The 23482-nt window shown below is 72.8% G+C and carries 22 protein-coding genes and 1 tRNA gene; 15 read left to right on the top strand and 8 right to left on the bottom strand.

The features are described 5' to 3' along the window. The first annotated feature begins 68 nt into the window (after positions 1–68). The 4 genes from HGBR_RS17995 to HGBR_RS20575 all read left to right on the top strand — a co-directional run bounded on the left by HGBR_RS17995 (position 69) and on the right by HGBR_RS20575 (position 4619). Positions 69–1910 (top strand): ATP-binding cassette domain-containing protein, encoded by a 1842-nt coding sequence (locus tag HGBR_RS17995; RefSeq protein WP_019159804.1) that lies wholly within the window; start codon positions 69–71, stop codon positions 1908–1910. Continuing rightward, positions 1907–3721, top strand: coding sequence for an ATP-binding cassette domain-containing protein (locus HGBR_RS13115; protein WP_019159803.1), 1815 nt, complete (start codon positions 1907–1909; stop codon positions 3719–3721). Before HGBR_RS17995 ends, HGBR_RS13115 begins: the two co-directional genes overlap by 4 nt. Positions 3722–3786: 65 nt before the next feature. Beyond that, positions 3787–4425 carry a 4'-phosphopantetheinyl transferase family protein gene (locus tag HGBR_RS20580; RefSeq protein WP_218915972.1) on the top strand — a complete coding sequence of 213 codons (639 nt, stop codon included), beginning with the start codon at positions 3787–3789 and terminating at the stop codon, positions 4423–4425. Then, positions 4380–4619, top strand: a complete 240-nt coding sequence (locus tag HGBR_RS20575; RefSeq protein WP_245533346.1) for a CPBP family intramembrane glutamic endopeptidase — start codon at positions 4380–4382, stop codon at positions 4617–4619. Before HGBR_RS20580 ends, HGBR_RS20575 begins: the two co-directional genes overlap by 46 nt. A gap of 69 nt (positions 4620–4688) precedes the next feature. Here the strand turns inward: HGBR_RS20575 and HGBR_RS13100 are convergent. Then, a tRNA-Pro gene (locus HGBR_RS13100) sits at positions 4689–4765 on the bottom strand. A gap of 197 nt (positions 4766–4962) precedes the next feature. Here HGBR_RS13100 and gcvH point away from each other — a divergent pair. The 5 genes from gcvH to HGBR_RS13075 are packed head-to-tail and all read left to right on the top strand — an operon-like array spanning position 4963 to position 9428. Further along, positions 4963–5367: a glycine cleavage system protein GcvH gene (gcvH, locus tag HGBR_RS13095; protein WP_019159801.1), complete on the top strand. Its 405-nt coding sequence runs from the start codon at positions 4963–4965 to the stop codon at positions 5365–5367. Further along, positions 5367–6383: an FHA domain-containing protein gene (locus HGBR_RS21170; protein ID WP_019159800.1), complete on the top strand. Its 1017-nt coding sequence runs from the start codon at positions 5367–5369 to the stop codon at positions 6381–6383. Before gcvH ends, HGBR_RS21170 begins: the two co-directional genes overlap by 1 nt. 11 nt (positions 6384–6394) lie before the next feature. After that, a complete protein-coding gene (locus tag HGBR_RS13085; RefSeq protein ID WP_019159799.1) occupies positions 6395–6934 on the top strand; it encodes a bifunctional nuclease family protein in 540 nt (179 codons plus the stop codon). Positions 6935–6972: 38 nt separating this feature from the next. Beyond that, positions 6973–8376 carry a class II 3-deoxy-7-phosphoheptulonate synthase gene (locus tag HGBR_RS13080; RefSeq protein ID WP_019159798.1) on the top strand — a complete coding sequence of 468 codons (1404 nt, stop codon included), beginning with the start codon at positions 6973–6975 and terminating at the stop codon, positions 8374–8376. 2 nt (positions 8377–8378) lie between these two features. Further along, positions 8379–9428 carry a threonine aldolase family protein gene (locus tag HGBR_RS13075; RefSeq protein WP_019159797.1) on the top strand — a complete coding sequence of 350 codons (1050 nt, stop codon included), beginning with the start codon at positions 8379–8381 and terminating at the stop codon, positions 9426–9428. 22 nt (positions 9429–9450) lie between these two features. On the opposite strand, the gene pknB is transcribed toward HGBR_RS13075, so the two are convergent. After that, on the bottom strand, positions 9451–11361 hold the full coding sequence (gene pknB, locus HGBR_RS17980) for a Stk1 family PASTA domain-containing Ser/Thr kinase (RefSeq protein ID WP_019159796.1): 1911 nt from the start codon (positions 11359–11361) through the stop codon (positions 9451–9453). Next, positions 11358–12434: a LysM peptidoglycan-binding domain-containing protein gene (locus HGBR_RS17975; protein WP_083882890.1), complete on the bottom strand. Its 1077-nt coding sequence runs from the start codon at positions 12432–12434 to the stop codon at positions 11358–11360. The genes pknB and HGBR_RS17975 overlap by 4 nt, the downstream gene beginning before the upstream one ends. A 142-nt stretch (positions 12435–12576) precedes the next feature. On the opposite strand from HGBR_RS17975, the gene HGBR_RS13060 reads away from it, so the two are divergent. Then, the gene (locus tag HGBR_RS13060; protein WP_019159794.1) at positions 12577–12933 is read left to right on the top strand and encodes an Rv2175c family DNA-binding protein; all 357 of its coding nucleotides are present in this window, start codon (positions 12577–12579) and stop codon (positions 12931–12933) included. Positions 12934–12961: 28 nt separating this feature from the next. On the opposite strand, the gene HGBR_RS17970 is transcribed toward HGBR_RS13060, so the two are convergent. Then, positions 12962–14056, bottom strand: coding sequence for a polyprenyl synthetase family protein (locus HGBR_RS17970; RefSeq protein WP_019159793.1), 1095 nt, complete (start codon positions 14054–14056; stop codon positions 12962–12964). Next, entirely contained in the window at positions 14053–14583 is a 531-nt protein-coding gene (locus HGBR_RS13050; RefSeq protein ID WP_019159792.1) for a hypothetical protein, read from the bottom strand. Before HGBR_RS13050 ends, HGBR_RS17970 begins: the two co-directional genes overlap by 4 nt. Before the next feature lie 29 nt (positions 14584–14612). Between HGBR_RS13050 and dinB the strand changes: the two genes are divergently transcribed. Then, on the top strand, positions 14613–15887 hold the full coding sequence (gene dinB, locus HGBR_RS13045) for a DNA polymerase IV (RefSeq protein ID WP_040365110.1): 1275 nt from the start codon (positions 14613–14615) through the stop codon (positions 15885–15887). 119 nt (positions 15888–16006) lie between these two features. Beyond that, positions 16007–16426: a DUF3040 domain-containing protein gene (locus HGBR_RS13040; RefSeq protein ID WP_019159790.1), complete on the top strand. Its 420-nt coding sequence runs from the start codon at positions 16007–16009 to the stop codon at positions 16424–16426. Positions 16427–16557: 131 nt separating this feature from the next. On the opposite strand, the gene HGBR_RS21065 is transcribed toward HGBR_RS13040, so the two are convergent. From HGBR_RS21065 to HGBR_RS13025, 3 genes are read right to left on the bottom strand one after another with little or no spacing between them, the layout of a single operon-like run. Further along, positions 16558–18831, bottom strand: coding sequence for a transglutaminase TgpA family protein (locus HGBR_RS21065; RefSeq protein ID WP_019159789.1), 2274 nt, complete (start codon positions 18829–18831; stop codon positions 16558–16560). After that, a complete protein-coding gene (locus tag HGBR_RS13030; protein ID WP_019159788.1) occupies positions 18828–19973 on the bottom strand; it encodes a DUF58 domain-containing protein in 1146 nt (381 codons plus the stop codon). Before HGBR_RS13030 ends, HGBR_RS21065 begins: the two co-directional genes overlap by 4 nt. Continuing rightward, positions 19973–20923 carry an AAA family ATPase gene (locus tag HGBR_RS13025; RefSeq protein WP_019159787.1) on the bottom strand — a complete coding sequence of 317 codons (951 nt, stop codon included), beginning with the start codon at positions 20921–20923 and terminating at the stop codon, positions 19973–19975. The genes HGBR_RS13030 and HGBR_RS13025 overlap by 1 nt, the downstream gene beginning before the upstream one ends. Positions 20924–21285: 362 nt before the next feature. On the opposite strand from HGBR_RS13025, the gene mraZ reads away from it, so the two are divergent. From mraZ to ftsL, 3 genes are all read left to right on the top strand, one after another. Beyond that, positions 21286–21717, top strand: a complete 432-nt coding sequence (mraZ, locus tag HGBR_RS13020) for a division/cell wall cluster transcriptional repressor MraZ (protein ID WP_019159786.1) — start codon at positions 21286–21288, stop codon at positions 21715–21717. Positions 21718–21916: 199 nt separating this feature from the next. Then, a complete protein-coding gene (gene rsmH, locus HGBR_RS13015; protein WP_019159785.1) occupies positions 21917–22888 on the top strand; it encodes a 16S rRNA (cytosine(1402)-N(4))-methyltransferase RsmH in 972 nt (323 codons plus the stop codon). Further along, positions 22885–23454 carry a cell division protein FtsL gene (gene ftsL, locus HGBR_RS17960; protein WP_019159784.1) on the top strand — a complete coding sequence of 190 codons (570 nt, stop codon included), beginning with the start codon at positions 22885–22887 and terminating at the stop codon, positions 23452–23454. The genes rsmH and ftsL overlap by 4 nt, the downstream gene beginning before the upstream one ends. Positions 23455–23482: the final 28 nt, after the last annotated feature.

The following is a 23482-nucleotide window of genomic DNA, read 5'->3' as shown; positions in this document are numbered from 1 at the left end:
GCGCCCCCGCGGGCTAGGATGGAGCGGCCTCGCGGGCCGGAACCGGCCCCACGTGATAGGGGAGGACCATGACGACCGGGACGGTGCACCCGCAGGTGCGCGCCTCGACACCGCGACGCGTGCTGGCCGTGTCCGCGCTGACGGGCTGGCTCGCCGCAGGTGCCAGTGCTCTCCTCTTCGTCCTGCTGGGGCGCGTCGTCGACGACCTCGCCGCGGACGCACTGCCCGCCCACGACGCCGCACCCGCCCCGACCGCGTGGGTCCTGTGGGCCGTCCTCCTGGGCCTCGTCGTCGCCGTCTGCACGGGCGCGGGCGCGTGGTGGAGCGAGCGGACCTCCGCGCAGGCGGAGAAGCACCTGCGCGCGGCCGTCGTCTCCGCCGTCTTCCGGGGCGGGGCGGTCCGCGCGTCCGCGCAGGCGGGCCGACTGCTGGCGGCGGCCACGACCTCGGTCGAGAAGACCGCCCACTACCGGGCCGGCTTCCTGGGCCCCATCACCGCCTCCCTCACGACGCCGCTGCTGGTCCTCCTCGTCATGGCCGTCGCCGTCGACCCCGTGACGGCCGGGGTGCTCACCCTCCTCGTGCTGCTGGTGCCGGTGCTGGTGGGCGGCTTCCAGCGGCTCGTGCGTCCCGTGGGCGGCCGGTACCGCCGGTCGCAGGCCGCCCTCACGTCCGCGTTCGTCGATGCGATCCAGGGGCTCGAGACCCTCGTCCTGGCCCGCGCCGCCCACCGTCGGGCGGAGCTGCTGGCCCGGCGCGGCGAGGAGCACCGCCGGTCCCTCATGCGGATGCTGGCGGTCAACCAGCTGCTCATCCTCGTCGTCGACGCGGCGTTCTCCCTGGGCGTCGTCGTCGCCGCGGCCGTCCTCACCGCCGTGCGGGTGGGCACCGGTGACCTGAGCGCGGGCGACGGGACGGCGATCCTGCTTCTGTCCACCCTCGTCATCGGCCCCGTCGACGTCGTCGGCCAGTTCTTCTACATCGGCATCGCCGGCCGCGCGTCGCAGGCCCAGCTGGGCTCGGTCCTGGGGGCGGAGCCGTCGACGGCTCCCCAGGCCGGCCGGGAGCCCGAGGCCGATCCGACATCCGAGGTCGGCGCGCCTTCCGCTGTCGCGGACTCCGCCGTGCCCGAGGCCGCACCGACGCCAGCTGACCGGCGTCCGTCCGCTGCCGGGACCCCCGCGCTCCTGCTCGCGGACGTGGACGCGGGCTGGCCGGACGGCCCCACGGTCCTGAGCGGGCTGAGCCTGCGGGTGGAGCGCGGCGAGCACGTCGCGCTCGTGGGGCCCAGCGGGGCGGGGAAGTCGACGGTCGCCTCGCTCCTGCTGGGACACCTCGCCGCCCGGACCGGCACGGTGCGGGTCGACGGGATCGACCCGGTGCGGGACCCCGCCGGGGCGCGGACCCGCATCGCCGCCGTCCAGCAGCGCGCCTTCCACTTCCTGGGCACGATCGAGGACAACCTGCGCCTGGCCGCGCCCGCGGCCACGCAGGAGCAGCTGTGGGAGGCGCTGGAGCGCGCTGGCCTCCGTGCGGACGTCGAGGCGATGCCGGCGGGACCGGCCACCCCGGTGGGCGAACAGGGCGCGCTGCTGTCCGGCGGCCAGTCCCAGCGGCTCGCGATCGCGCAGGCCTGGCTCCAGGATGCGCCGATCCTCGTGCTGGACGAGCCCACGTCGCAGGTCGACCTGGCCGCCGAGGAGCAGATCCTCGCCGCGCTCCGACGCCTGGCCGCGGACAGGACGGTCCTCATGATCGCGCATCGGCCCGGTGCGATCCTCGCCGCCGACCGCGTCATCCGCCTCGACCCGGCCGGGCCCGCCGTGGGGGACGAGGCACGACCGGAAGCAGAGGCACGACCGGGAGCTGAGGCACCCGGGACCACGCGCGCGGGGGAGGGGGCACGATGACGGAGACGCCGCAGGAGAGCCGTGTCGACACCGTGCGCTGGCTCGTGTCCCGCACCTGGGGACTGCTGATGCCACTGGTGGCATCCGCGCTCGCCCGGATCGTCTCGCAGCTGCTGGGCGTCGCCCTGTACGCGGTCATGGCCTCCGCGCTGGTCCGTGCGGCCGGCGGCGGGGAGGTGCGCGCGGGGGAGCTCGCCGTCGTCCTCATCGTCCTCGCGCTGCTCAAGGCGGCGCTGCGGTACGCGGAGCACTACGCGGGCCACTGGGTGGCGTTCACAGCCCTCCAGCGCCTGCGCGAGCTCTTCGTCTCCGCGCTCATCCCGCAGGCGCCCGCCGCCACCCGCGGACGTGCCGGCGCCGCCCTCACCGCGACCGCGACCCGGGACATCGACCGCATCGAGGTCTTCTTCGCCCACACCTTCCCGCCCGCGGTCTCCGCCTTCGTCGTCCCCACGGTCGCGCTCGTCTGGCTGGGGGCCGCGGCGCCGGTGGGCCTGGCACTCGTCCTCGTGCCGTTCGCGCTCGCCGCACTCCTCGTCCCGCTCGTGTCCGCCGGCACCGTGTGGCGTGCGGCCCGATCCGTCGCCGCCGGTCGCGCCGCCGTCGCCGCGCACCTGGGCGACGACATCCACGGCGTACGTGACGTTCTGGAGCGAGGCGCGCAGGATCGCAGGCTCGCCTCCCTCGCCGAGGCGGACGACCGCCTCGTGCGCGCCCGGTCGGCCTCCGGTCTGGTGCAGGGCGGACGCACGGGGGCGATCGCCCTCCTCCACGCGGGTGCTCTCATCGCCGTCCTGGTCGTCGCGGCGCGCACGGATGCGGGCCTCGCGGGTGCCGTCCTCGCCCTCGCGGTCGCGGTGGGCCTGCGCGGGCCGCTGAACGGCGTCGACTCGTTCATGGCCGGGCTCGACGCCGCGCTCGCATCCGCGCAGCGGCTGCGCGCGATCGTCGAGGCGCCGCCGGCGGTGGCCGACCCCGAGGCCCTCCCCGCCTCCGATCGGTCCTCCACGGAGCCCGTGGTCGGGGCGGACCACGCGGCTGATTCCGGCGACGCGGAGCGGCCAGGTCCCGCGGTGCGGCTGCGCGGTGTGACGCTCACGTACCCGGCGCACGCCGACGCAGACAGCGGGGAGCCTGTCCGCCCGGCACTCGCCGACGCGGACGTCGATCTCCCCGCGGGGGAGTGGTCCTCCCTCGTGGGTGTCTCCGGCAGCGGGAAGTCGACGCTCGCGTCCCTGCTGCTGCGCGTCCACGATCCCGACGAGGGCGAGGTGCGACTGGGAGGCAGGCGGGTGCAGGACCTCCGACTCGACGATCTGCGCGGCCGGGTCGCCCTCGTCGACCAGCGACCGACCCTCCTCATCGACTCGCTGCGGGAGAACATCCGGCTGGCCCGACCGGAGGCGAGTGACGCGCAGGTGCTCGACGTCCTGCGCGTCGTGGGCCTCGAGGAGTGGGCGACCGGACTGTCCGGCGGCCTCGATGCGCCGCTGCGGGCAGGCCGCACGGAGGTGTCCGGCGGTCAGCTGCAGCGCTTGGCGCTGGCCCGGGCGCTGCTCGCGGAGCCGGAGGTCCTGGTGCTGGACGAGGCGCTCAGCCAGCTCGACGAGCAGACGGCGCAGGAGGTGCGGCGCGCACTGGAGCGGCGCCGGCCCGGCCGGACGACGATCGAGGTGACGCACCGGGTCGACCGGATCCCCGCGGATGCGTACGTCGTGGTCGTCGATGCCGGGCGGGTCGTGGAGCAGGGCCGGGCCGGCGGGCTCCTGGAGACGCCGGGCAGCGCACTCTCCCGCCTCGCCGCACGATGAGGATCCGGCGGTCACGGGTGGGGAGCGCGGGGCGCGCGCGGGTGCTCCTGCGCACCACACGGTCGGTGCTCGACGCGGGACCGGACGGCCGGTCCCTCCTGACCCCGCCGGAGCGGCGACGCGCGGAGGCGTTCGACGACGCGTCCGCGCGCGAGGACTTCGTGGCCGCGCACCACCTGGCCCGCCTCGCCGTCGCCGGCCTGGCGGACTGCGACCCGACGGAGGTCGAGCTCGTCCAGACGTGTCCCACATGCGGAGGCCCCCACGGGCGCCCCCGCGTGGTGGGACGCGAGGGGGTCCGGGTGAGCTGGTCGCACGCGGGTGGTGCGGTGGCCGCGGTCGCAGCGACGGGCCCGTGCGGGATCGACGTCGAACCGCGGGGCGCGCCGCTGGATCCCGTCCTCCTGCCGCAGGTCCTCACCCCACGCGAGCGCGCGCGGGTCGGGGCGGCGGCGGTGCCTGAGGACGAGTTCCTCCGCCTGTGGATGCGCAAGGAGGCGCTCGTGAAGGCGACCGGGCGCACCCTCGACGCGGTGCTGGGCTGGGACGTGTCCCGGGTGCGCGGCGGGCGACTGCGGCCGCGCGGCTCCGGGAGTGCGGCCTCGGGACCGGGTGGGGAGCGCTGGGAGGCGGCCGAGCAGCAGACGGCGACGCACGCGTGCCTGCTCCTCACCCGGCCGGGCACGGTCGTCGACTGGGCCTGACCCGGGTGACGGCGGCCCTGGTCCTGGGTGCTCTGCTGACCCCGCTGGGTGAGGAACTGCTGTTCCGCGGCGTGCTGGTGAACGCACTCGTCAGGTGCGGCCCCTGGGCGACGGTGCTCGTGAGCTCCGCGGTATTCGCCTGCGCCCACGGCGTCGACCACCTGCTGCCGGCGGCCTACGCGCTCGCGGGCTGACGGACGGCGAATGGAAAGCACGAACGCCCCGAGCCGAAGCTCGGGGCGCTCCCGTTGTGCTGTTCCACCTGGTCGGGCTAGCGGGATTCGAACCCACGACCTCCTGACCCCCAGTCAGGCGCGCTACCAAGCTGCGCCATAGCCCGTCCGGCCCCTCAGGACCGAGGATGAGCTTATCCACGCGCGCACGGGAGGGCAAATCGGTAGTCTGTGATCCGCGCCCCATCCGGCGTGCGCGGGCGACGTCGTCGCTCGTGCGCGAACCGACCCGGCATCCCGATGCGATCTGCGACACGGATGCGGTTATGCTGGTGGGGACAGTCCTGACGATGGAGGAGTTGACATGGCTGATCTCACCTATCCCGAGGGCCTGCGGTACTCCGCGGACCACGAATGGGTCGCGCAGACGGATGACGCGTCGGTCGTGCGCGTGGGGATCACGGACTTCGCGCAGGACTCGCTGGGCGAAGTCGTGTTCGTCGACATCCCCGACGTGGGCGACTCCGTCAGCGCGGGTGAGTCCTGCGGCGAGGTGGAGAGCACGAAGAGCGTCAGCGACCTCATCGCGCCCGTCTCCGGCGAAGTCATCGCGGTCAACGAATCGCTCGAGGACTCCCCGGAGACGGTCAACTCCGCCCCCTACGAGGACGGGTGGCTCTACGATGTGCGCCTGTCCGACCCGGCCGAGGTCGACGCGCTCCTGGACCGCGACGCCTACCTGGCCGCACTCGAAAGCGAAGGAGCCTGATGTCCCAGCAGAACGGCGGCACCCCCGACGGACGGCAGCCCTGGGATCAGGAGTCGTCGTCCGCCACTCCGCATGTCTTCCCCTTCGGCGACCCCGCACAGGGCGGCCAGGGTGCCCCGCAGGCTCCGGCACCGCAGGCTCCGGCACCGCAGGGATCCCAGCCGCAGCAGTGGGAGCAGCATGACGCGGCGGGCCGGCAGGGCTCCGCGCCTCAGCAGTGGGGACAGGAGCAGTGGGGCCAGCCTCAGGGCGCACAACCGCAGGGCTCGCAGGCGCAGGGCGCACAGCCGCAGACCTGGAACCAGCCGCAGCAGTGGGGACAGCCGCAGGAGCAGCAGCAGTGGGCTCCGCAGCAGGGCCAGATCCCGGAGTACGGCGATCCCGCGCCCCAATACGGCTCGCAGCCGCAGCCCTACGGCGAGCAGCCGCAGTACGGCCAGCAGCCCGTTCCGGACCAGGGCGCACAGTGGGCGCAGCCGTCGTTCGGCTCCGGTCCGCAGCATGCCCAGGAGCAGTTCGGGCAGCAGTCGGGCGGGCACGCCACGGGCTCACAGGGTGAGACGGCCGGCGGTCCTTCGCAGCAGTGGCGCGATCCGTCCCAGGCTCCGGTGGGTCAAGAGCAGGGCAGCCAGGGCAGCCCGCAGTTCTCCGGCATCCTCGACCCGCACACCGGCGAGATCCACCCGGTGCCCGACCTGCAGAACCTGGACGAGACCGATGCCCTGCTCGTCGTCGTGTCCGGTCCGGACGCAGGCGCTCAGATCCTGCTCGACACGGACGTCGTGACGGTGGGCCGCAGCCCCAATGCGGACATCTTCCTGGACGATGTGACCGTCTCGCGCAAGCACGCGGAGTTCGTCCGCACGCCTTCGGGCTTCACCCTGCGCGACACCGGATCGCTCAACGGGACGTATGTGGGACGGCAGCTCATCGACTCGATCGAGCTGCAGAACGGTGCGGACGTGCAGATCGGGAAGTTCCGGATGATCTTCCAACAGCGTCACCGGACCGGCTGAGAGCGGTCTGCATGACGGATCGTGAAGCCGAAGTCGTCGGAATCCGGATCGAGCTCCCCGCGAACCAGTCGATCCTCGTGCTCAAGGCACTCGACCTGCCGCGATATCTGCCCATCTGGATCGGACCGTCGGAGTCGGCGCTCATTCAGATGGCGCAGCGGGGACTGGTGTCCGCGCGCCCGCTCACGCATCAGCTGCTGCTGGACGTGCTCGACCACTACGGGTCAGGCGTCGAGCGGGTGACGGTGACGCGACGCGAGGAGCACACGTTCTTCGCACGCATCGACACGACGGACGGCAAGCAGATCTCCGCGCGTCCGTCCGACGCCGTGCTCCTGGCGCTCACCGCGGACGCTCCGGTCTTCGTGTCGCAGACCGTCCTGGACGAGGACGGGATCGACGCACCGGAGCCGGACGAGGACGCAGTCGCGGAGTTCCGCGAGTTCCTCGACCACGTGTCCGCAGAGGACTTCGGCGGGGATGACGCCGCGCCGCCCACCGACGAACCGCCCGCCGACGACGCGGGCGACGAGGGGAACGACGCCCGCTGAGAGCGGCGGTCCCCACTCCAGATGAAAGGCTCCCTCCCATGGGCTTCCACGCTGACCCGCACTTCTTCGAGGCGATGGGCTCGGTCCAGGCCACCCCGCAGACACTCGAGGGCCTGGAGAACTGGCGCGACCTCGCGCCCCAGCAGCAGCCGACCTACACGGACCCGGCGGAGCTCCAGTCCGTCCTGGACGAGCTCTCCAGTGTGCCGCCGCTCATCTTCGCGGGGGAGGCGGACCTGCTGACCAGCAGGATCGCCGAGGCCGCGGCCGGCCGTGCCTTCATCCTCGCCGGGGGCGACTGCGCGGAGACCTTCGTGGACGCACAGGCGGACAAGATCCGCCGCCGGATCCAGACGGTCCTGCAGATGGCCGCGGTCCTCACGTACGCGGGTTCCGTGCCCGTCGTGAAGATGGGCCGGATGGCGGGACAGTTCGCGAAGCCCCGGTCCTCGGACGTCGAGACGCGCGACGGGGTCACGCTGCCGTCGTACCGCGGCGACATCGTCAACGGCCACGAGTTCACCGCCGAGGCCCGCCGCCACGACCCCAGCCGACTGCTGCAGGCGTACCACGTGTCCGCGTCGACGCTGAATCTCATCCGCGCGTTCACCCAGGGCGGGTTCGCGGACCTGCGCCGCGTCCACGACTGGAACCGCGGCTTCCTGGGATCGAACCCCAACTACCACCGCTACGAGCAGATCGCCCGCGAGATCGACCGGGCGCTCAAGTTCATGGCCGCCTGCGGGGCGGACTTCGACGCGCTCAACTCCGTCGAGTTCTTCGCCGCGCACGAGGCGCTGCTCCTCGAGTACGAGCGCGCCCTCACCCGCATCGATTCGCGCACGGGCAACCCCTACGCGGTCTCCGGCCACTTCCTGTGGATCGGGGAGCGCACACGCGATCTGGACGGGGCGCACGTGGACTTCCTGTCCCGCGTGCACAACCCGATCGGCGTGAAGCTGGGCCCCACGATCACGAAGGACGAGGTCCTGCGGCTGGTCGACAAGCTGGACCCGCAGCGCACCCCCGGCCGCCTCAGCTTCATCACCCGGATGGGTGCCGGACGGATCCGGGAGCGGCTCCCGGAGCTGCTGGCCCAGGTGGGGCACGAGCTCCCGCAGGTCACGTGGGTGTGCGATCCGATGCACGGGAACACCATCACCGCCGGCAACGGATTCAAGACGCGCCGCTTCGAGGACGTCGTCGAGGAGGTCGCCGGCTTCTTCGACGCGCACGCGGAGGCGGGCACCGTGCCCGGCGGCCTGCACATCGAACTGACCGGAGACGACGTGACCGAGGTGCTGGGCGGAGGCGCGGAGATCGACGAGGAGGGTCTGCGCCGCCGCTACGAGACACTCGTCGACCCGCGCCTCAACCACGACCAGTCGCTCGAGATGGCGTTCCAGGTCGCAGAGCTGCTGACGAAGGCCTCGCGGAGCTGAGCGTGGAGCCCATCGATCTGCGCTCCGACACGCTCACCCGGCCCGACGCGCGGATGCGACGGGCGATGGCGGACGCGCCGGTGGGCGACGACGTCTACGGGGAGGATCCCACCGTCAACGCGCTCGAGGCGCGGGTGGCGGAGATGTTCGGCCACGAGGCCGGGCTCTTCTGCGCCTCCGGCTCGCTCGCGAACATGGTGGGCGTCGCCGCGTCCGTGGGTCGCGGCGAGGAGGTCCTCGCGGAATCGAGGGCGCACATCCTGCGCTCCGAGGTGGGCGGCCACGGTGCGATCGCGGGCATCACGAGTCGCACGTGGATCTCCCCGGACGGCACCCTCGACGCGGACGCCGCCGTGGCCCTCGTCGAGCGGCCTCGCGGTTACAACCAGGTGGGGACCGCGCTCATCGCGGTGGAGAACACGCACAACTTCTCCGGCGGCCGGATCGCCGCGATCGACCAGTTGCGCGCGCTGCGCGCCCGCGCAGACGAGCGCGGCGTGCGCGTCCACATGGACGGTGCCCGGGTCGCGAACGCGGTCGTGGCGGAGGGGTCGAGCTTCGCGGATCAGGGCGCGGTCGTCGATTCGCTCAGCATCTGCCTCTCGAAGGGCCTGGGCGCACCGGTGGGCAGTGTCCTGACCGGCAGCGCCGCGCTCATCGACGAGGCGCGCCACCTGCGCAAGCGCTACGGCGGAGGCATGCGACAGGCGGGGATCCTGGCCGCCGCCGGCCACGACGCGCTGGACCGGAACATCGACCGTCTGGCCGACGACCACGCGCATGCCGCCCACATCGTCGCGACCGTGGCGCGGGCCGTGCCGCACTTCGCGGACCCGGCATCGGTGCAGACGAACATCGTCATGCTGACACCCGGCCGGGCCGGCGTCTCAGCCGACGACTACGCGCAGGCGGCGGCCCGGCGCGGCGTGCGGATCCTCGCGATGAATGAGGAGGAGTGCCGCCTCGTGACCCACCTCGACGTGTCGGAGGAGCAGGCGCACACCGCCGCGCGCATCCTGGCGGAGCTGGCAGAGCAGGCCGCAACCGCCTGAGACGGAGCGGCCGTCGAGCGGATCAGCCCTCGCCGTCCCCCGCACGATCCCCGTCCGAGGGCTCGTCGTCGGAGTCGCTCGCCTGCTTGCCCTTCGAGACCTTCAGCATGATGAGGTCGCCGTCCTGGGCGTCTGCGCCGCCCTTGGGCGTCTGCGAGACGACCTTGCCGGAGGGCACCTCGTCGTCGAAGACGTCGTCGCGGGAGATGCGGAAGCCCATGCGGGCCAGCTTCGCGAACGCGGAGTCGTAGTCGAGACCCGTCACGATCGGCACCTCGATGGGTTCGACGCCCTTCGAGATGACGAGATCGACCGGCGTGCCCTTCGCCACCGGGCCCTCGCCGGACCCCTGGCTGATGACGCTGCCCTCGGGCACATCGTCGGAGAACTCGCGGGTGATCCGTCCCAGCACCATGCCGGACGACTCGAGGCTGGTCCGGGCGTCCGTCTCCGTCGAGCCGGTGACGTCCGGGACGACGAAGAGTTCCTCACCCTGCGACACGGTGATGGTGACGGAGTCACCGGGCTGCAGCTCCTCGCCCGCGCCGGGCTCCACCTCCATGATCCGACCGGACGGGATCGTCGTGCTGTGCGCGTCGACCGTCTGCGCGGACAGGCCCGCGTCCTCGAGCAGTGCGATGTACTCGTCCGGGTCCTGCCCCGCGGTGTACTGCGGGACCGCGACGGCCCGGTCGCCCAGCAGGGCCCAGCCGCCCAGTCCCAGTGCGGCCACGAGCACGAGGACGAGCCCGATGACGACACCGCGCCGTCCGGACCGTCGCCCCGATCCCGGGGCCGTGTCCCCGCCTGCGGCGCCCGCTCCCGAGGCCGCCGCGACGGCCGCGGATCCGTCACCGCCGTCTGCGGCGGGCGCAGCGGTGGCGGAGCGGGCAGCGGGATGCCGTGCGGCCTCGGCGGGGGTGTCCTCCCGGTCCTCGTCCGCCAGGTACGGGATCTCGTCTGTGCCCGCGTTCGTGCGGATGGGACCCGAGTCCGCGCCGGGCTCGAAGATCGTCGCGGTGGGGACGAGGATGGGCCGGGTCGCGAACGCGGGGTTCTCCGGTCCGTCGGCCTGGTCGAGGTCCAGCTCGGCCGCGGTGAGGGAGGCGCGCGCCTCCGCGAGGGCCTCGCGCAGGGCGGTGGCGCTCTGCGGCCGGTCCTCCGGGTCGCGTGATGTCGCCCACAGGACCAGCGCGTCGAGGCGGGGGCTCAGCAGCGGGCGCTGCTCCGACGGTGGCGGCACGTCGTCGTGGACGTGCCGGTAGGCGACCTGGATGGGCACCTCGTCCGTGTAGGGCTGGAAGCCCGTGAGCATCTCGTAGAGGATGATGCCGACCGTGTAGAGATCCGTGCGCTCGTCCGCCCCCGTGCGGGTGACCAGCTCCGGGGCGACGTAACCCACGGTGCCCATGAGCGTCTTCGTCGTCGTCGCCGCACTCACGGCGCGCGCCAGTCCGAAGTCCGCGAGCTTGATCTGCCCGTCCGCGCCCAGGAGCACGTTGTCCGGCTTGAGGTCGCGGTGGATCATCCCGGCAGCGTGCACGGCCTCCAGACCGGCCAGCACCGCGTCGAGGACGATGAGCGCCTGGCGGGGCGTGAGGGTCCCGCGGTGGCGCAGCTCCTTGCGGAGCGTCACGTTGGGCAGGTACTCCATGACGAGGTAGACGGCGTCGCCGTCGCGCCCCGTGTCGTGGACCGCCACGACGTTCGAGTGGATGAGGTGGGCGGCTGCGCGGGCCTCCCGCTGGAACCGCTCGACGAAGCCCTCGTCGTCCAGCAGGTGCCGGTGCATGACCTTGAGCGCGACGACGCGGTCGAGTCGCAGGTCCGTCCCCTTGTAGACCATCGCCATGCCGCCGCGGGCCACCGGGTCGTCGATCCGGTAGCGGTCGTCGAGGACGTGCCCCAGCAGGGGGTCGGTGAGTGTGGTCATGACCTCTCCTCGGATCGCGTGCGGTCGGCCAGGATCTGGACGTTCGCCGCGAACCGCCTGGTGTCCGGGTGCGGACCGTGGGCGCGCACGGACGCGAGACCCTGGTAGTAGCCGGCCAGCGCCTGCGCCTCGTCGTCCGCGGCCTCCAGCAGCGTCGAGAGGATGACGACCCCGGCCGTCGCGTTGTCCGCGGGGTCCAGGACGTCCAGGGACCGGCCCACGGCGTGGGAGGCGCAGTGCGCGGCGCGCGGCGTCACCTGCATGATGCCGATCGCGTTGCCCGGGCTCACGATGCCGTGGTTGAAGCCGGACTCGACCTGCGCGACGGCGGTGGCCAGCGCGGGGGACAGGTCGTGGGCGAGTGCCGTGCCCTCGACCAGTGTGCGCGCCTCACGGCGCGTGGGCTGGGGGCGCGCCAGGAGGCTGCGGCGGTTGATGCGGGCCGCCTGCACCGTCTCCGGGGGGAACCCGTCGACGGGCGCGGTCAGCTGCGGCAGGTCGTCCGCGGTGGGGCGGCGCCGGGCGCTCACGGCGCCGGTGCCCGTGAGGCTCAGCAGCTCGCCCTCGATCAGCAGCTGCGAGTCGCCCATCGCGTTGGCCCGCTGGAGGTCGGCGGGGCGGAGGCGGTGGCGTGCGGCGATCGAGTCGAGGGTGTCGCCGGGGCGCACGCGGTCGGTGGCCGGGCCGTCCGTCACCTGCCGCTCCGGCAGCGAGAGGATCTGGCCCGAACGCAGAGCGGGCTGCCGCCGCAGGCCGTTGAGGTCGACGAGTGCGGGCACGGAGACACCGAAGCGGGCGGCGACGCTCACGAGGTCGTCGCCCTGGCGGACGCGGTAGGTGCGCCCGCCGTGGGAGGCCGGCACGGACGCCGAGGCCGTTCCGGCGGTGAACCCGGGTCCGGTCGTCACATCGATGGGCAGTGCCGGTGCGGGCTCGTCCTCGAGGACCCGGGCCGGCGCCGCCGGCGTCGACAGGAGGGCGGGCACCAGCAGGGGGTCCGGGTGGGCGGCACGGGTGCGGCCGCGCCGGCCGCGCGGGGTGGGCGATGCATGCTCCGTCGGCACTGGGGTCATCCGTCCTGCTGGTGGTCCTCTGTCATGAGCGGGGGAAGTCGGCATCACGCAGACGGCACCAGCGTAGCCAGCGGAGACCGCGGATCCGCGGTGCCCGGGGCGGCGTGTCGCGGGGGAGCGGCGCGGTCGTTAGGGTGGAGGTGTGAATGGCTCAGATGAACTCGTAGACGCGTGGCTGCCCCTGCCTGACATCGCGGAGGCGTCCGGACTGGGGATCTCGAAGATCCGCCGCTTCGTGGAGGACGGCTCCCTGGTGGGCGTCCGGCGGACCGACCGTGACATCTTCCAGGTCCCGGCCCTGTTCGTCGACGACGAGTCGCGCCCGATCCGGCACCTGCGCGGTACTGTGACAACGCTGCGGGACGCCGGTTTCGACGACGAGGCCGCGATCGTGTGGCTCTTCACTCCGGACGAGTCGCTGCCGGGACGACCGATCGACCTGCTGCGTTCCGGCAGCAAGACGGAGGTCCGGCGAAGGGCGCAGGCGCTGGCCCTCTGAGCCGCCCGGGGGTCGGGTCGACCGGTGGTCAGGCCCGACGGTCGGTGAGGGCGTCGGCGAACTGCGTGAGCATCGCGATGTCCGCGGGGGCCAGACTCTGCTCCGCCAAGGCCTCGAGCGCACGCAGGGCGGCGGCGGTCTCCCGGTCGATGAGCTCCTCGAACGCCGCGAGCGCGCCGCTGTCGACGATGATCGCCGTCATGCGTGCGATGTCCTCCGCCGTGATGTCCGCGTGCCCCAAGCGCTCCTCGAACCACCGCGCATCCGCGGTCGGTGCGCGGTCGAGCACCTCCGCGACGAGGATGGTCCGCTTGCCCTGGACCAGGTCGTCGCCGGCGGGCTTCCCCGTGACGGCGGGGTCGCCGAACACGCCCAGCACGTCGTCGCGCATCTGGAACGCGCGGCCCAGCGGCAGGCCGAACGCGGCGAGTCCGTCGAGGAGGTCCTGCGGGGCGTTTGCCAGTGCGGCGCCCAGGACCAGGGGCTGGACGACCGTGTACGCGGCCGTCTTGTGCGTGAGGACCTCGTCGGCTCGCCGGCGCAGATTCTCCCGGGGGACGCGCGCGGCCTGGAGCTCGACATCCAGGAACTGGCCCAGCATCACGTCGCGGCGCAGCGCCGCGTGCGCGGTGCGGGCGGCGGGCGCGTTCGCGAACCCTCCCTCGTCGAACAGCTCCTCGCTGAGGGCCAGGCACAGGTCGCCCGCGATGATGCCGGCACTGGTGCCGTACAGGTCCGCGTCGCCGGTCATCGCGGCGGTCCGGTGGCGGTCGCGGAAGCGCGCGTGGACGGCGGGTCTCCCGCGGCGGGTCTCCGAGGCGTCGATGATGTCGTCGTGGACCAGTGCGGCGGCGTGGAGCAGTTCGACGGATCCGGCGGCCGCGGCGATCGCGCGGGCGTCCCGTCCGCCGGCCAGCTCGTAGCCCCACCACAGCAGCACGGCGCGGACCCGCTTGCCGCCCTCCGTGAAGACGCGCAGGGGCTCCATGAGGTCGCGGGCGATCGGCGAGATGTCCTCGAGGCTCCGCTGGGTCCGGTCGAGGAACGCGGACAGGCGCGCGTCGACGCGCGAGCGCACCTCCTGCTGCGGGGTGAGGACGGCGGGTGGGGTCCCTGCCGTCACGGAAGCACCCGGCCGCCCACGGAGACGAGCAGGCCGTCCGCATCCTCCGAGATGCTGATCGAGACCAGCTGACCGCCCTCGTCCGCGTGATAGGTCTGCGTCGCGATCCCGTCCTCGGATGCGGGATCGTCCACGGGCTCGAAGTCCGTGTCCTCGAAGTGGTCCGCGTAGAAGTCCAGGACCTCGTCCTCGGACGCGTCGACGCGCATCGTGATGCTCGCGCTGACGGGCTGGCCGTCGCCGGCCGGCTGGACGGACGACGAGACGATCTCCGCGTCCTCCATCGGCACGAGTACGGACGGCATGCCCTCGACGATCGCTCCGGACGTCGCGCGGATCTCCGGGTCCGCCCCGCCCTCCGTGGGCTCCTGCGCTCCACCGGAGGCGGTCTGCGACGCGGACGCGGTGCCGGTCGCGGCGTCCGTGGGAGCGGTGGTGGGGTCACCGGACTCGGGCGCGGTGCAGGCGGACAGGACGAGCGCGGCCGCCGCGACGAGGGCGGCGGTCCGGGTGGAGCGGAGTACCATGGTCTCCAGCCTACAGCCCGGGGGTGAGAGTGAGCAGGAAGCAGCTTTCCCGCGGCCGTGAGGATCCTGAGCGGCTGGGCACGGACGACACGGGGTGCGTGATCCTCCACCTGGACATGGACGCCTTCTTCGTGGGTGTGGAGCTGCTCAACCGGCCGGACCTCGCGGGCCTCCCCGTCATCGTGGGCGGACGCGGCGCTCGGGGCGTCGTCGCCTCCGCCAGCTATGAGGCCCGCGCGTACGGAGTCCATTCCGCGATGCCCGTCTCCCGCGCACTGCAGCTCTGCCCGAACGCGGTCCTCATCCCCCCGTCGCGCGGCCAGTACAGCCTCTGGTCGGGTCGCGTCTTCGACATCGTCGAGCAGGTCACCCCGGACGTCTCCCGGGTCAGCATCGACGAGGGGTACGTCGACGTCACCTCGGCACTGCGCAGGCTGGGATCTCCCGCCCGGATCGCCGCCGGGATCCGGGAGCGGATCAAGCGGGAGACTGGTCTGACCGCGTCCGTGGGCGTCGCGTCGACGAAGGTCGTCGCGAAGCTGGCGTCCACCCGGGCCAAGCCGGACGGCATGCTGGTGGTCCCGGTGGATCGCGTCGACGACTTCCTGCGGCCCCTGCCGGTCGAGGCGCTGCCCGGAGTGGGGCAGAGCACGCAGCGCGGCCTGGCGCGCTTCGGCATCCGCACGGTCGCGGACCTGGCGGACGCGGACCCGCGGTGGGTCGAGCGGACCTTCGGCGCACACGGTCGCCGGCTCCACGAATTCGCGCACGGCCGCGATGACCGCCCCCTGCACAGCGTGCCCAAGGACCCCTCGGTGAGCGCGGAGAGGACGTTCGGTGAGGACGTGTGGGACCAGGGAAGGCTGGAGCACGCGCTGCTGCGCCTGTGCGACGACGTCGCGGCCCGCCTGCGGGCGGACGGGTCCGCTGCACGCGGCGTGGGCCTCAAGTACCGGCTGGACGACTTCACGACGCTGTCGCGGTCCGCGACCCTGCCCGCACCGTCGGACCTGCCGGCCGACCTGCACGCGGCGCTGCTCCCCGCCCTGCGCGGCCTGCGGCGGACGCACCGGAAGGGCGTCCGGCTGCTGGGTGTGCGCGCGCACGACCTGGTGCCGCTCGCGGAGTCCGGCCGCCAGGCGTCGCTGTTCGACGTGGACGGCGACGGGGCGGTGTCGCCGCCCCGCGCGGAGGACGCGGGCGAGCGGCGCGGGGCCAGGGACGCGCAGACGGCGCTCGACGAGGTGCGACGCCGTTTCGGCGACCACTCGATCGCGCCTGCGTCCTTCCTCACAGACGAGTGACGACTGGGAGTTTTCCCAGGTTGACGACTATCATGGAGTATGAGTATCTCGGCAGGTCCCGGAGCGGGTCCGGTGAGAGACCGCAGATGCTCCGACGAACACGAAGCGAGGAGATCGGGATGGCTCTCTCAGACCACGAGCAGCAGCTGCTGGACCAGCTCGAGAAGCAGCTCCGCGACGACCCCAGCTTCGCCAAGAACATCTCCGAGGAACCGCAGCTGGGAACCGGCGGAGGCTTCTCCGCGACGCGCGTCGTCATCGGCGTGGTCGGTGTGGTGGTGGGACTCGCGATCGTGCTGGGCGCGATCTGGTCCGGTTTCTGGCCGCTGGGGATCCTGGGCTTCGTCGTCATGGTCGCCGGTGGCTTCTGGGCCATGTCGTCGACGTCCAACGGGTCCTCGGCCCCCGGCACCCCGGGCGGTGCGACCGGCGGCGGTCCGTCCGGCCCCGGCCGGAAGCCCGGCTCGGGCGGGCAGCGCGGCCCCGGCTTCATGGACCGCATGGAGGACCGCTGGGACAAGCGCCGCGGCGGCCAGTGAGACTGCGCTGACCCGCACCTGAGGTCTCGGCGGCGGTCTCCGGCAGAGGAGGATCCGCCCACGCAGGCAGAGGAGGAGCCGCCCACTCGGAATCCGAGTGGGCGGCTCCTCTCATGTCCGCGGGGCCTGTCTCACGTCCGCGGGGCCTGCGGACGCTGCGTGAGGCTGCGCGGCAGGACGACCGCTCGGACCCGCGACCAGGGTCCGATCTCCTTCGACTGCGTCGCACGGACCCGCTGGACCAGGCGGGCGGCCTCGTGTCCGCTCAGGGCGGTCCCCTCCGGGATGCCGTCCCCGTACCGCAGCGCCTCTGCGGCCTCGGTCGCCTGGTCCAGCAGACGGACGTCGTCCGGCTCCAGGTCCGCGGCGATCCTCTCGTGCTGGTCCCGCAGCGTCCGGGACCGGTCCCACGGGAGTCCCGCATCGATCGTGGAGGCCGCGATCTCCTCCCACACGCCCTCGGTCCGGGCGGCGTCGTCACCGGACAGGCGCGAGCGCCGCGTGAGGAGACGGAGCAGGGCGGGCACCGCCAGCAGCAGGAGCAGGAGGACGACGCCGCCGGCGACCGCCAGCCACAGGGGCACTCCGGCCCCGGTGGGCTCGCCGTCCTCCGCGGCCTCGGGGGCCTGCGTCTCCTGCGGTGCGGACTCCTCCGCACCGGGGGTGGGCTGAGGCGACGACTCCTCCTCCGGAGCCTCGGTCTCCTGGGCCTCGTCCTCGCCCGCGGAGCCCTCCGTCGTCCACGGCGGCGGGTCGCCGGCCGGTCCGCCGGGGGTGGGCTCGAAGCGGACCCAGCCCGCGCCCTCGAAGTACAGCTCGGGCCAGGCGTGCGCCTGATTCATGCGGACCTCGTACTCACCGTCACCGGTGGGAGTGCCCGCGGTGAACCCCACGCCGATCCGGGCGGGGATGCCCAGCGACCGAGCCATCGCCGTCATGGCCCCGGAGAACTGGACGCAGTAACCGCGGCGGTCGCGCAGGAAGTCCTCCAGCGCGGACCCGGACGCGTCCGCGGGCGCATCGAGCGAATACTCGAACTCGTCGCTGCGCAGCCAGTCCTGCAGTGCGACCGCGGCCTCCCACTGGTTCTCCGACCCGGCGGTCACCTCCTCCGCCGTCTGTCCGATCACCTCCGGCACGTCGTTCGGCAGCGCCAGAGTGGACTCGAACTGCTCCGCGTCGACCGGCTGGGCCTGGGCCAGCTGGGCCGGTGTGGGCTCGATCGAGCGGTAGCCGATCGTGTACTGGGCGTCCGTCGAGAGCACCCCGTTGCCCACGATCGTGAGGGTGGACGGGTCGTAGATCCAGCGTCGCTCGACACCGTCGACGGTGGCCGGCGAGTAGGGGGAGGGCAGGTGCTGCTCGTCGAGTCCCTGGACGGCGATCTCCGCCGTGCGCTCGACGACCGGCGTGTCCGCCGCAACGCCCTCCGGGCGCGGCATCCCGTCGACCGCGACCGCGAACGGGTCGATGTCGAAGGGCTCCGGCATCCACGTCGTCCCGTCGAAGGCGCTCACACTGGTGAGGCGCAGGGGAGGGGCCAGCGGGTCGTCGGAGGAGTAGGTGAGGACGACGTCGTCGTTGGACGGGTCGAGGTCCGCGTGCAGATCCAGGAACGGATTCACGACGGTGATGTCCTCCGGCGTCCCCAGCGGCTGCTGCGGGCGCTGGTCGACCGGCGGCAGGACCAAGGGCAGACCCACGCCCAGCAGCAGCGCCAGCGCGCCCGCCAGGACGGAGAAGGCGGCGGCCCTCCGCACGCGCTGGGCGAGGTACCGGGACAGCATGAGGACGACGAACGCCAGGCCGATCGCAGCGAAGTGGAACCACTGCAGCTGGGGACCCGCGACGATGACGGGGATGACCCAGATGAGGAGCAGGAGGATGCCGCCCATCTTGGGGGCGCGCAGATCGGAGACCAGACCGTCGATGAGGATCGTGATGAGACCGATCCCCACGACGAGGATCGCGGTGAAGCCCGGCGTGGAGGGAGCGGGCGCGATCGTCGAGTAGATGTCGTCGACGCCCTGGCCCAGCAGGGAGAAGAGCTCGCCGAACGCGACGGGCGTGGGCAGGCCGAAGGGCATGGCGGACGGTACGCACAGGTAGAGCGCACCGACGACTCCCACGAGGCACTGCCCCAGCACGGCGGAGCCGGTGGCGCGGATCGCCGGCACGGCGCGCAGCAGTGCGCCGCTCACGACGACCAGCAGGATCATGACGACGGTGGGGGTGAACCAGGCCCAGTCCGCGAAGACGGCGCTCACGCTCACGGCCGCCAGCGTCATCGCCACCGCGGTGGCGATGGCGGCGACCCAGGGAGCCACGGTCTCCGCACCGCCGGACTCGTGGGAGTGCGGCGGTGCGGGCTGCTGCGGAGCGGGGGCGTGTGCGGTCGCTGTCATCGGGTGCCTCCTGTGCCGCTGCGCCATTCGTGCGGGAGGGTGAGGGCGCCGCCGAACAGTGCGGTGTCGAGGCCGACGCCGGGGTCGGGGAGCTCCTCGACGACGAAGCGGGAGCGGGCGACGCCCTTGGGCAGGATCCGGGTGAGGGCGTCCGCCCGGTCCGTCGTGAGGGCGCAGATGGTCACGTGCCATGCGGTGGCGGGCACCCGCACATCGTCGGGAACTTGCGCGCCTGCGGAATGGCGGGCGGATTCCAGGCGGACCGCGTCGCGTCCGCGACCTCCCGACGCGTTCACGCGGACGTCCCCGGAATGCAGGATGAGATCCGCGTCGCGATCGAGCTGCTGCATCGCGGCCGCCGCGGCCGCGGTCACGGCGATGTCCGCCCCGTGCCCGTCCGGGTCCGGTCCCAGCGTGTCGAGCAGGACGACGGCCAGCGGCGTCTCCTCGTGCGCGCGCTCGCGCACCATGAGTTCGCCCAGGCGTGCGGTCGAGGCCCAGTGGATGTGGCGGATGTCGTCGCCGGGGACGTACTCGCGCGTGTGGAAGTCGAGGGTCGACGTGCCCCGCATGAGGTGCCGGGAGTCCATGGGCTGCGCGGAGGACCGGGGCGATCCGGTCAGCGGCAGCCGCTGGTCGGGCACCGCGACCGCGACGGGCAGGCGGCAGCCCGTCTTCCGCGTCCGCGTGACGAGGCCGAACGGTCCGTCGATGCGGATGTGCACGTCCACCACACCGCTCATGCCGCGGCGCGTGGGCGAGACGACGAGGGGAGCGGCGTCGTGGGCACGGGCGGACAGGCCCGGCATGCGCAGGCTGCGGTCCGGTCCGAACCCGTCCTCCATCGCGATCTCCACGGCGAACGAGCCGATCGGCAGCGGGGTCCGGTTGCGGACGTGGACGTCGATCGGGGTCTCCGCCCCCACCGCGGTGAGCGCCGTGCCGTCGACGCGGCGCGAGCGGGAGGAGAGGGAGACCTCGATCCGCCCGGAGGCCAGCAGCACGACGAGCGCGGACACGACGACGAGGCCCACGAGGAGGATGCCCGCTGGCAGCATGCCCGGAAGCGAGAAACGATAGGCCGCGATCGCCAGTGCCGCTCCGAGGAGGAGGAAGACGATCCCGGAGGCGGTGGGGCGCATCAGCGCACCGGCACGCGGCGGAGGATGTCGCGGACGAGGGACGCGGCCAGCTGCGGGTCGTCGCCCTCGCGCGGGACGATGCGGTGGGCGAGGACGTCGACCGCGAGCGCCTGGATATCGTCCGGCGTCGCGTAGCCGCGCCCGGCCAGCACGGCCATGACCTTCGCGGTGCGCAGCAGCTGCACGCCCGCGCGCGGGGAGGCGCCCAGGGACACGGCGGGGTCCGCGCGCGTGGCGTCCAGCAGCGAGACGACGTACGCGCGCAGCTCCGGGCTGGCGGACACGTGGCGGATGAGGTCGCGCGCCTGCGTCACCTCGTCGAGGGTCGTGACCGCGGGGGTCCGGGAGAGCGGGTCGTGGTCGACGTGGTGGTCGAGCATGTCCATCTCCGCCTGTGTCGACGGATAGCCGATCGAGATGCGTGCGGTGAAGCGGTCGCGCTGCGCCTCGGGCAGGGTGTAGGTCCCCTCCATGTCGACGGGGTTCTGCGTCGCGACGACCATGAACGGCTGCGGCATGCGGTACGTGGTGCCGTCGACGCTCGCCTGGTTCTCCGCCATGCACTCGAGCATCGCCGACTGGGTCTTGGGGGAGGCGCGGTTGATCTCGTCCGCGATGACCACGTTCGCGAACACCGGCCCCGCGCGGAACTCGAAGGCGCGGGTCTCCTGGTTGAAGATGCTCACGCCCACGACGTCCGACGGCAGCAGGTCCGGGGTGAACTGGATGCGGCGGACGCTGCCCCCGACCACGCGGCCCAGCGCCTTCGCGAGCAGGGTCTTGCCCACTCCCGGCACGTCCTCCAGGAGGAGGTGGCCGCCGGCGAAGAGGGTGATGAGCGCCGTGCGGACGGCGTGGTCCTTGCCGTCGAGCACCGTGTTCATCGCCGATCGCGACTTCTGCGCGATGGCCTGGATGTGGGTGATGTGGTCGTTCCCGAGCGCGGTCATGCCCCCATTCTCACCCACCCGGTCGCCGCGACACCACTCAGCGAGGTTCTCCGCACTCCGCCCCACCCTCCTCCACCGGGTCTCCCCACTTCCCTCCACCCGGTCTCCCCACGTCCCTCCACGGGCCCGTTTCCGTGCCGCAGGACCGCGGATCAGGGCCTTTGCTGGTGCCGTGACGCCCCCGGAGCGACGCGCCGTGACACGCGGATCGAGGCGCCGCCACCACTTTCCTCCACCTATCTGACCTGCGGAAACAATGTTCTTCTGGTCAAACACGCGTTGGATCCGGCATTATGTGGAGGCAAGTGGAGTACAGTGGGAGCCATCGGAGCCCCCAGGGGATCCGAAGGGGGTGGGGCACCGTGTTCCTCGGCACGCACATGCAGCGGCTGGACGACAAGGGCCGCCTCATCCTCCCCGCGAAGTTCCGTGAGGAGCTGTCGGACGGGCTGGTGCTGACACGAGGGCAGGAGCGCTGCCTCACCGTGTTCTCCACGAGCGAGTTCGAGAGCGTCCACGAGCAGATGCGGGCGGCGCCCATGACGAGCCGGCAGGCGAGGGACTACCTGCGCGTGTTCCTCTCGGGGGCGTCGGCGGAGCAGCCCGACAAGCAGAGTCGGGTCACGGTTCCGCAGGCCCTGCGGCAGTACGCAGGGCTGGATCGCGACGTCGCCGTGATCGGCATGGGCAACCGTGCGGAGATCTGGGATGCCCCCACGTGGGAGCAGTACCTGGCGGAGACGGAGCAGGGCTTCTCGGATCGCTCGGACGAGGTGATCCCCGGAGTCATCTGATCCTCGAGCGCTGGATCGAGATCCTCGCCCGCCTGTGGTTTCGGGGCACTTCCCCGGTTCCGAAGCCTGCAGGTCCTGACGCACTTCCCCGGTGGCAGGGCGCGGGCGGACGGGGTTCTGGACCCAGCGCAGCACGCGAACCGCGGCATCCCCCGCGGTTCGCACCCCTCAGACGGACCCGACCGGAAGGACGCGCGACATGGACCGGTTCGCCCACACCCCGGTGCTCCTCGAGCGCTGCGTGGAACTCGTGGGCGTCGGTGTCGCCGCCGCACGGGAGGCGGGGACGACCCCCTACGTCGTCGACGGGACCCTGGGGATGGGCGGACACGCGGAGGGCATCCTCGAGGCCCACCCGGATGCGCGCGTCATCGGGCTCGACCGGGACCCGGACGCGCTCGCACGGGCGGGGGAGCGGCTGGCGCGCTTCGGCGACAGGCTCATCGCGGTCCACGCGGTCGACGACGAGCTGGAAGCGGTGCTGGACGACCTGGGAGTGGACGCCATCAGCTCCCTGCTCCTGGACCTGGGCGTCTCCTCCCTCCAGCTGGACGAGGACGAGCGCGGGTTCTCCTACTCGCGTCCCGCGCCGCTGGACATGCGGATGGACCAGACCCGCGGGCTCACCGCGGCGGACGTCCTCAACACGTACGACGAGGACGAGCTGGTGCGCGTGATCCGGGACTACGGCGAGGAGAGGCAGGCCCGCCGCATCGCCCGCGCGGTCGTCGCGGACCGCGCTGAGCGCCCGTGGGAGACGTCCCAGCAGCTCGCAGGACTCCTGGAGCGCGTCGTGGGCGACGGGCCGGCGAAGCGGAAGCGATCGCACCCGGCGAAGCGCACGTTCCAGGCGCTGCGGATCGAGGTGAACCGCGAGCTGGACTCCCTCTCCACCGCGCTCCCCGCCGCGCTGCGGCGCCTCCACCTGGGCGGCACCGCGGTCATCGAGTCCTACCAGTCACTCGAGGACGTCATCGTCAAGCGCATCTTCGCGGACGGGACGACGGACCAGGCTCCGCCCGAGCTGCCGGTCGTCCCGCCGGAGCTGCAGGCCTGGCTGCGTCCCCTCACGCGCGGTGCGGAGAAGGCGTCCGCTCAGGAGATCGAGAGCAACCCGCGTTCCGCCAGCGTCCGGCTGCGGGCCGTCCAGAAGATCGGAGAGGCACGATGAGCGCACCCGTCCGCACGATGCCCCCGCGCGCGACCGCCGCGCCGCGCCGGTCGCCGGTCGTCCCCGCCCGGCGGACCCAGCGCCGGCTGCGGCTGGTGCTGCCGGAGCCGGCACGCCCACGCGTGTCCACGGCCGTCCAGGTCCTCCTCATCGTCCTCGTGGGAGTGGTCGTGGGCCTCGTCGCCAACATCCTCGTGTCGCACACGACGTTCAAGGTGCAGGAGCTCACGGACCAGCAGACGGCGCTCCAGGACCAGCGGGACCGACTGTCGGAGGACATCGCCTACCGCGAGAGTCCGCAGAACATCGCGTCGTTCGCGGAGGAGAACGGGATGAAGCGCGACACCTCGCCGCAGTTCGTCGATCTGTCGACGGGGGAGATCCTCACCCCGGAGCAGGCGGGCGGGGCGGATCCCGCAGAGGAATCTCCTGTGAGGATCCCGGGACCGCGTGCCGATGCGCGCGAGGACGTCCGACCCAATCTACGCTCGCCGGAGCGTCTGCCCGTGGTGGGCGGCGACGCAGGGGAATTCACCGCTCCGGCCCAGACCCCGCCGGGGGGCTGACCCGGAGACGACGCAGACAGGACGGGAG

Origin of the sequence: Brevibacterium senegalense (assembly GCF_000285835.1) — a bacterium.
Taxonomy (GTDB): domain Bacteria; phylum Actinomycetota; class Actinomycetes; order Actinomycetales; family Brevibacteriaceae; genus Brevibacterium; species Brevibacterium senegalense.
The sequence above is the reverse complement of the archived record's forward strand: the minus strand, read 5'-3'. Positions and strand labels throughout refer to the sequence as shown.

Excerpts from the sequence above, each read along its gene's own strand:
- HGBR_RS17995 (WP_019159804.1), top strand. The coding sequence starts at position 69 with ATGACGACCGGGACGGTGCACCCGCAGGTGCGCGCCTCGACACCGCGA.
- HGBR_RS13115 (WP_019159803.1), top strand. The coding sequence starts at position 1,907 with ATGACGGAGACGCCGCAGGAGAGCCGTGTCGACACCGTGCGCTGGCTC.
- gcvH (WP_019159801.1), top strand. The coding sequence starts at position 4,963 with ATGGCTGATCTCACCTATCCCGAGGGCCTGCGGTACTCCGCGGACCAC.
- HGBR_RS21170 (WP_019159800.1), top strand. The coding sequence starts at position 5,367 with ATGTCCCAGCAGAACGGCGGCACCCCCGACGGACGGCAGCCCTGGGAT.
- HGBR_RS13085 (WP_019159799.1), top strand. The coding sequence starts at position 6,395 with ATGACGGATCGTGAAGCCGAAGTCGTCGGAATCCGGATCGAGCTCCCC.
- HGBR_RS13080 (WP_019159798.1), top strand. The coding sequence starts at position 6,973 with ATGGGCTTCCACGCTGACCCGCACTTCTTCGAGGCGATGGGCTCGGTC.
- pknB (WP_019159796.1), bottom strand. The coding sequence starts at position 11,361 with ATGACCACACTCACCGACCCCCTGCTGGGGCACGTCCTCGACGACCGC.
- HGBR_RS17975 (WP_083882890.1), bottom strand. The coding sequence starts at position 12,434 with ATGACCCCAGTGCCGACGGAGCATGCATCGCCCACCCCGCGCGGCCGG.
- HGBR_RS13050 (WP_019159792.1), bottom strand. The coding sequence starts at position 14,583 with ATGGTACTCCGCTCCACCCGGACCGCCGCCCTCGTCGCGGCGGCCGCG.
- HGBR_RS13040 (WP_019159790.1), top strand. The coding sequence starts at position 16,007 with ATGGCTCTCTCAGACCACGAGCAGCAGCTGCTGGACCAGCTCGAGAAG.
- HGBR_RS21065 (WP_019159789.1), bottom strand. The coding sequence starts at position 18,831 with ATGACAGCGACCGCACACGCCCCCGCTCCGCAGCAGCCCGCACCGCCG.
- HGBR_RS13030 (WP_019159788.1), bottom strand. The coding sequence starts at position 19,973 with ATGCGCCCCACCGCCTCCGGGATCGTCTTCCTCCTCCTCGGAGCGGCA.
- HGBR_RS13025 (WP_019159787.1), bottom strand. The coding sequence starts at position 20,923 with ATGACCGCGCTCGGGAACGACCACATCACCCACATCCAGGCCATCGCG.
- rsmH (WP_019159785.1), top strand. The coding sequence starts at position 21,917 with ATGGACCGGTTCGCCCACACCCCGGTGCTCCTCGAGCGCTGCGTGGAA.
- ftsL (WP_019159784.1), top strand. The coding sequence starts at position 22,885 with ATGAGCGCACCCGTCCGCACGATGCCCCCGCGCGCGACCGCCGCGCCG.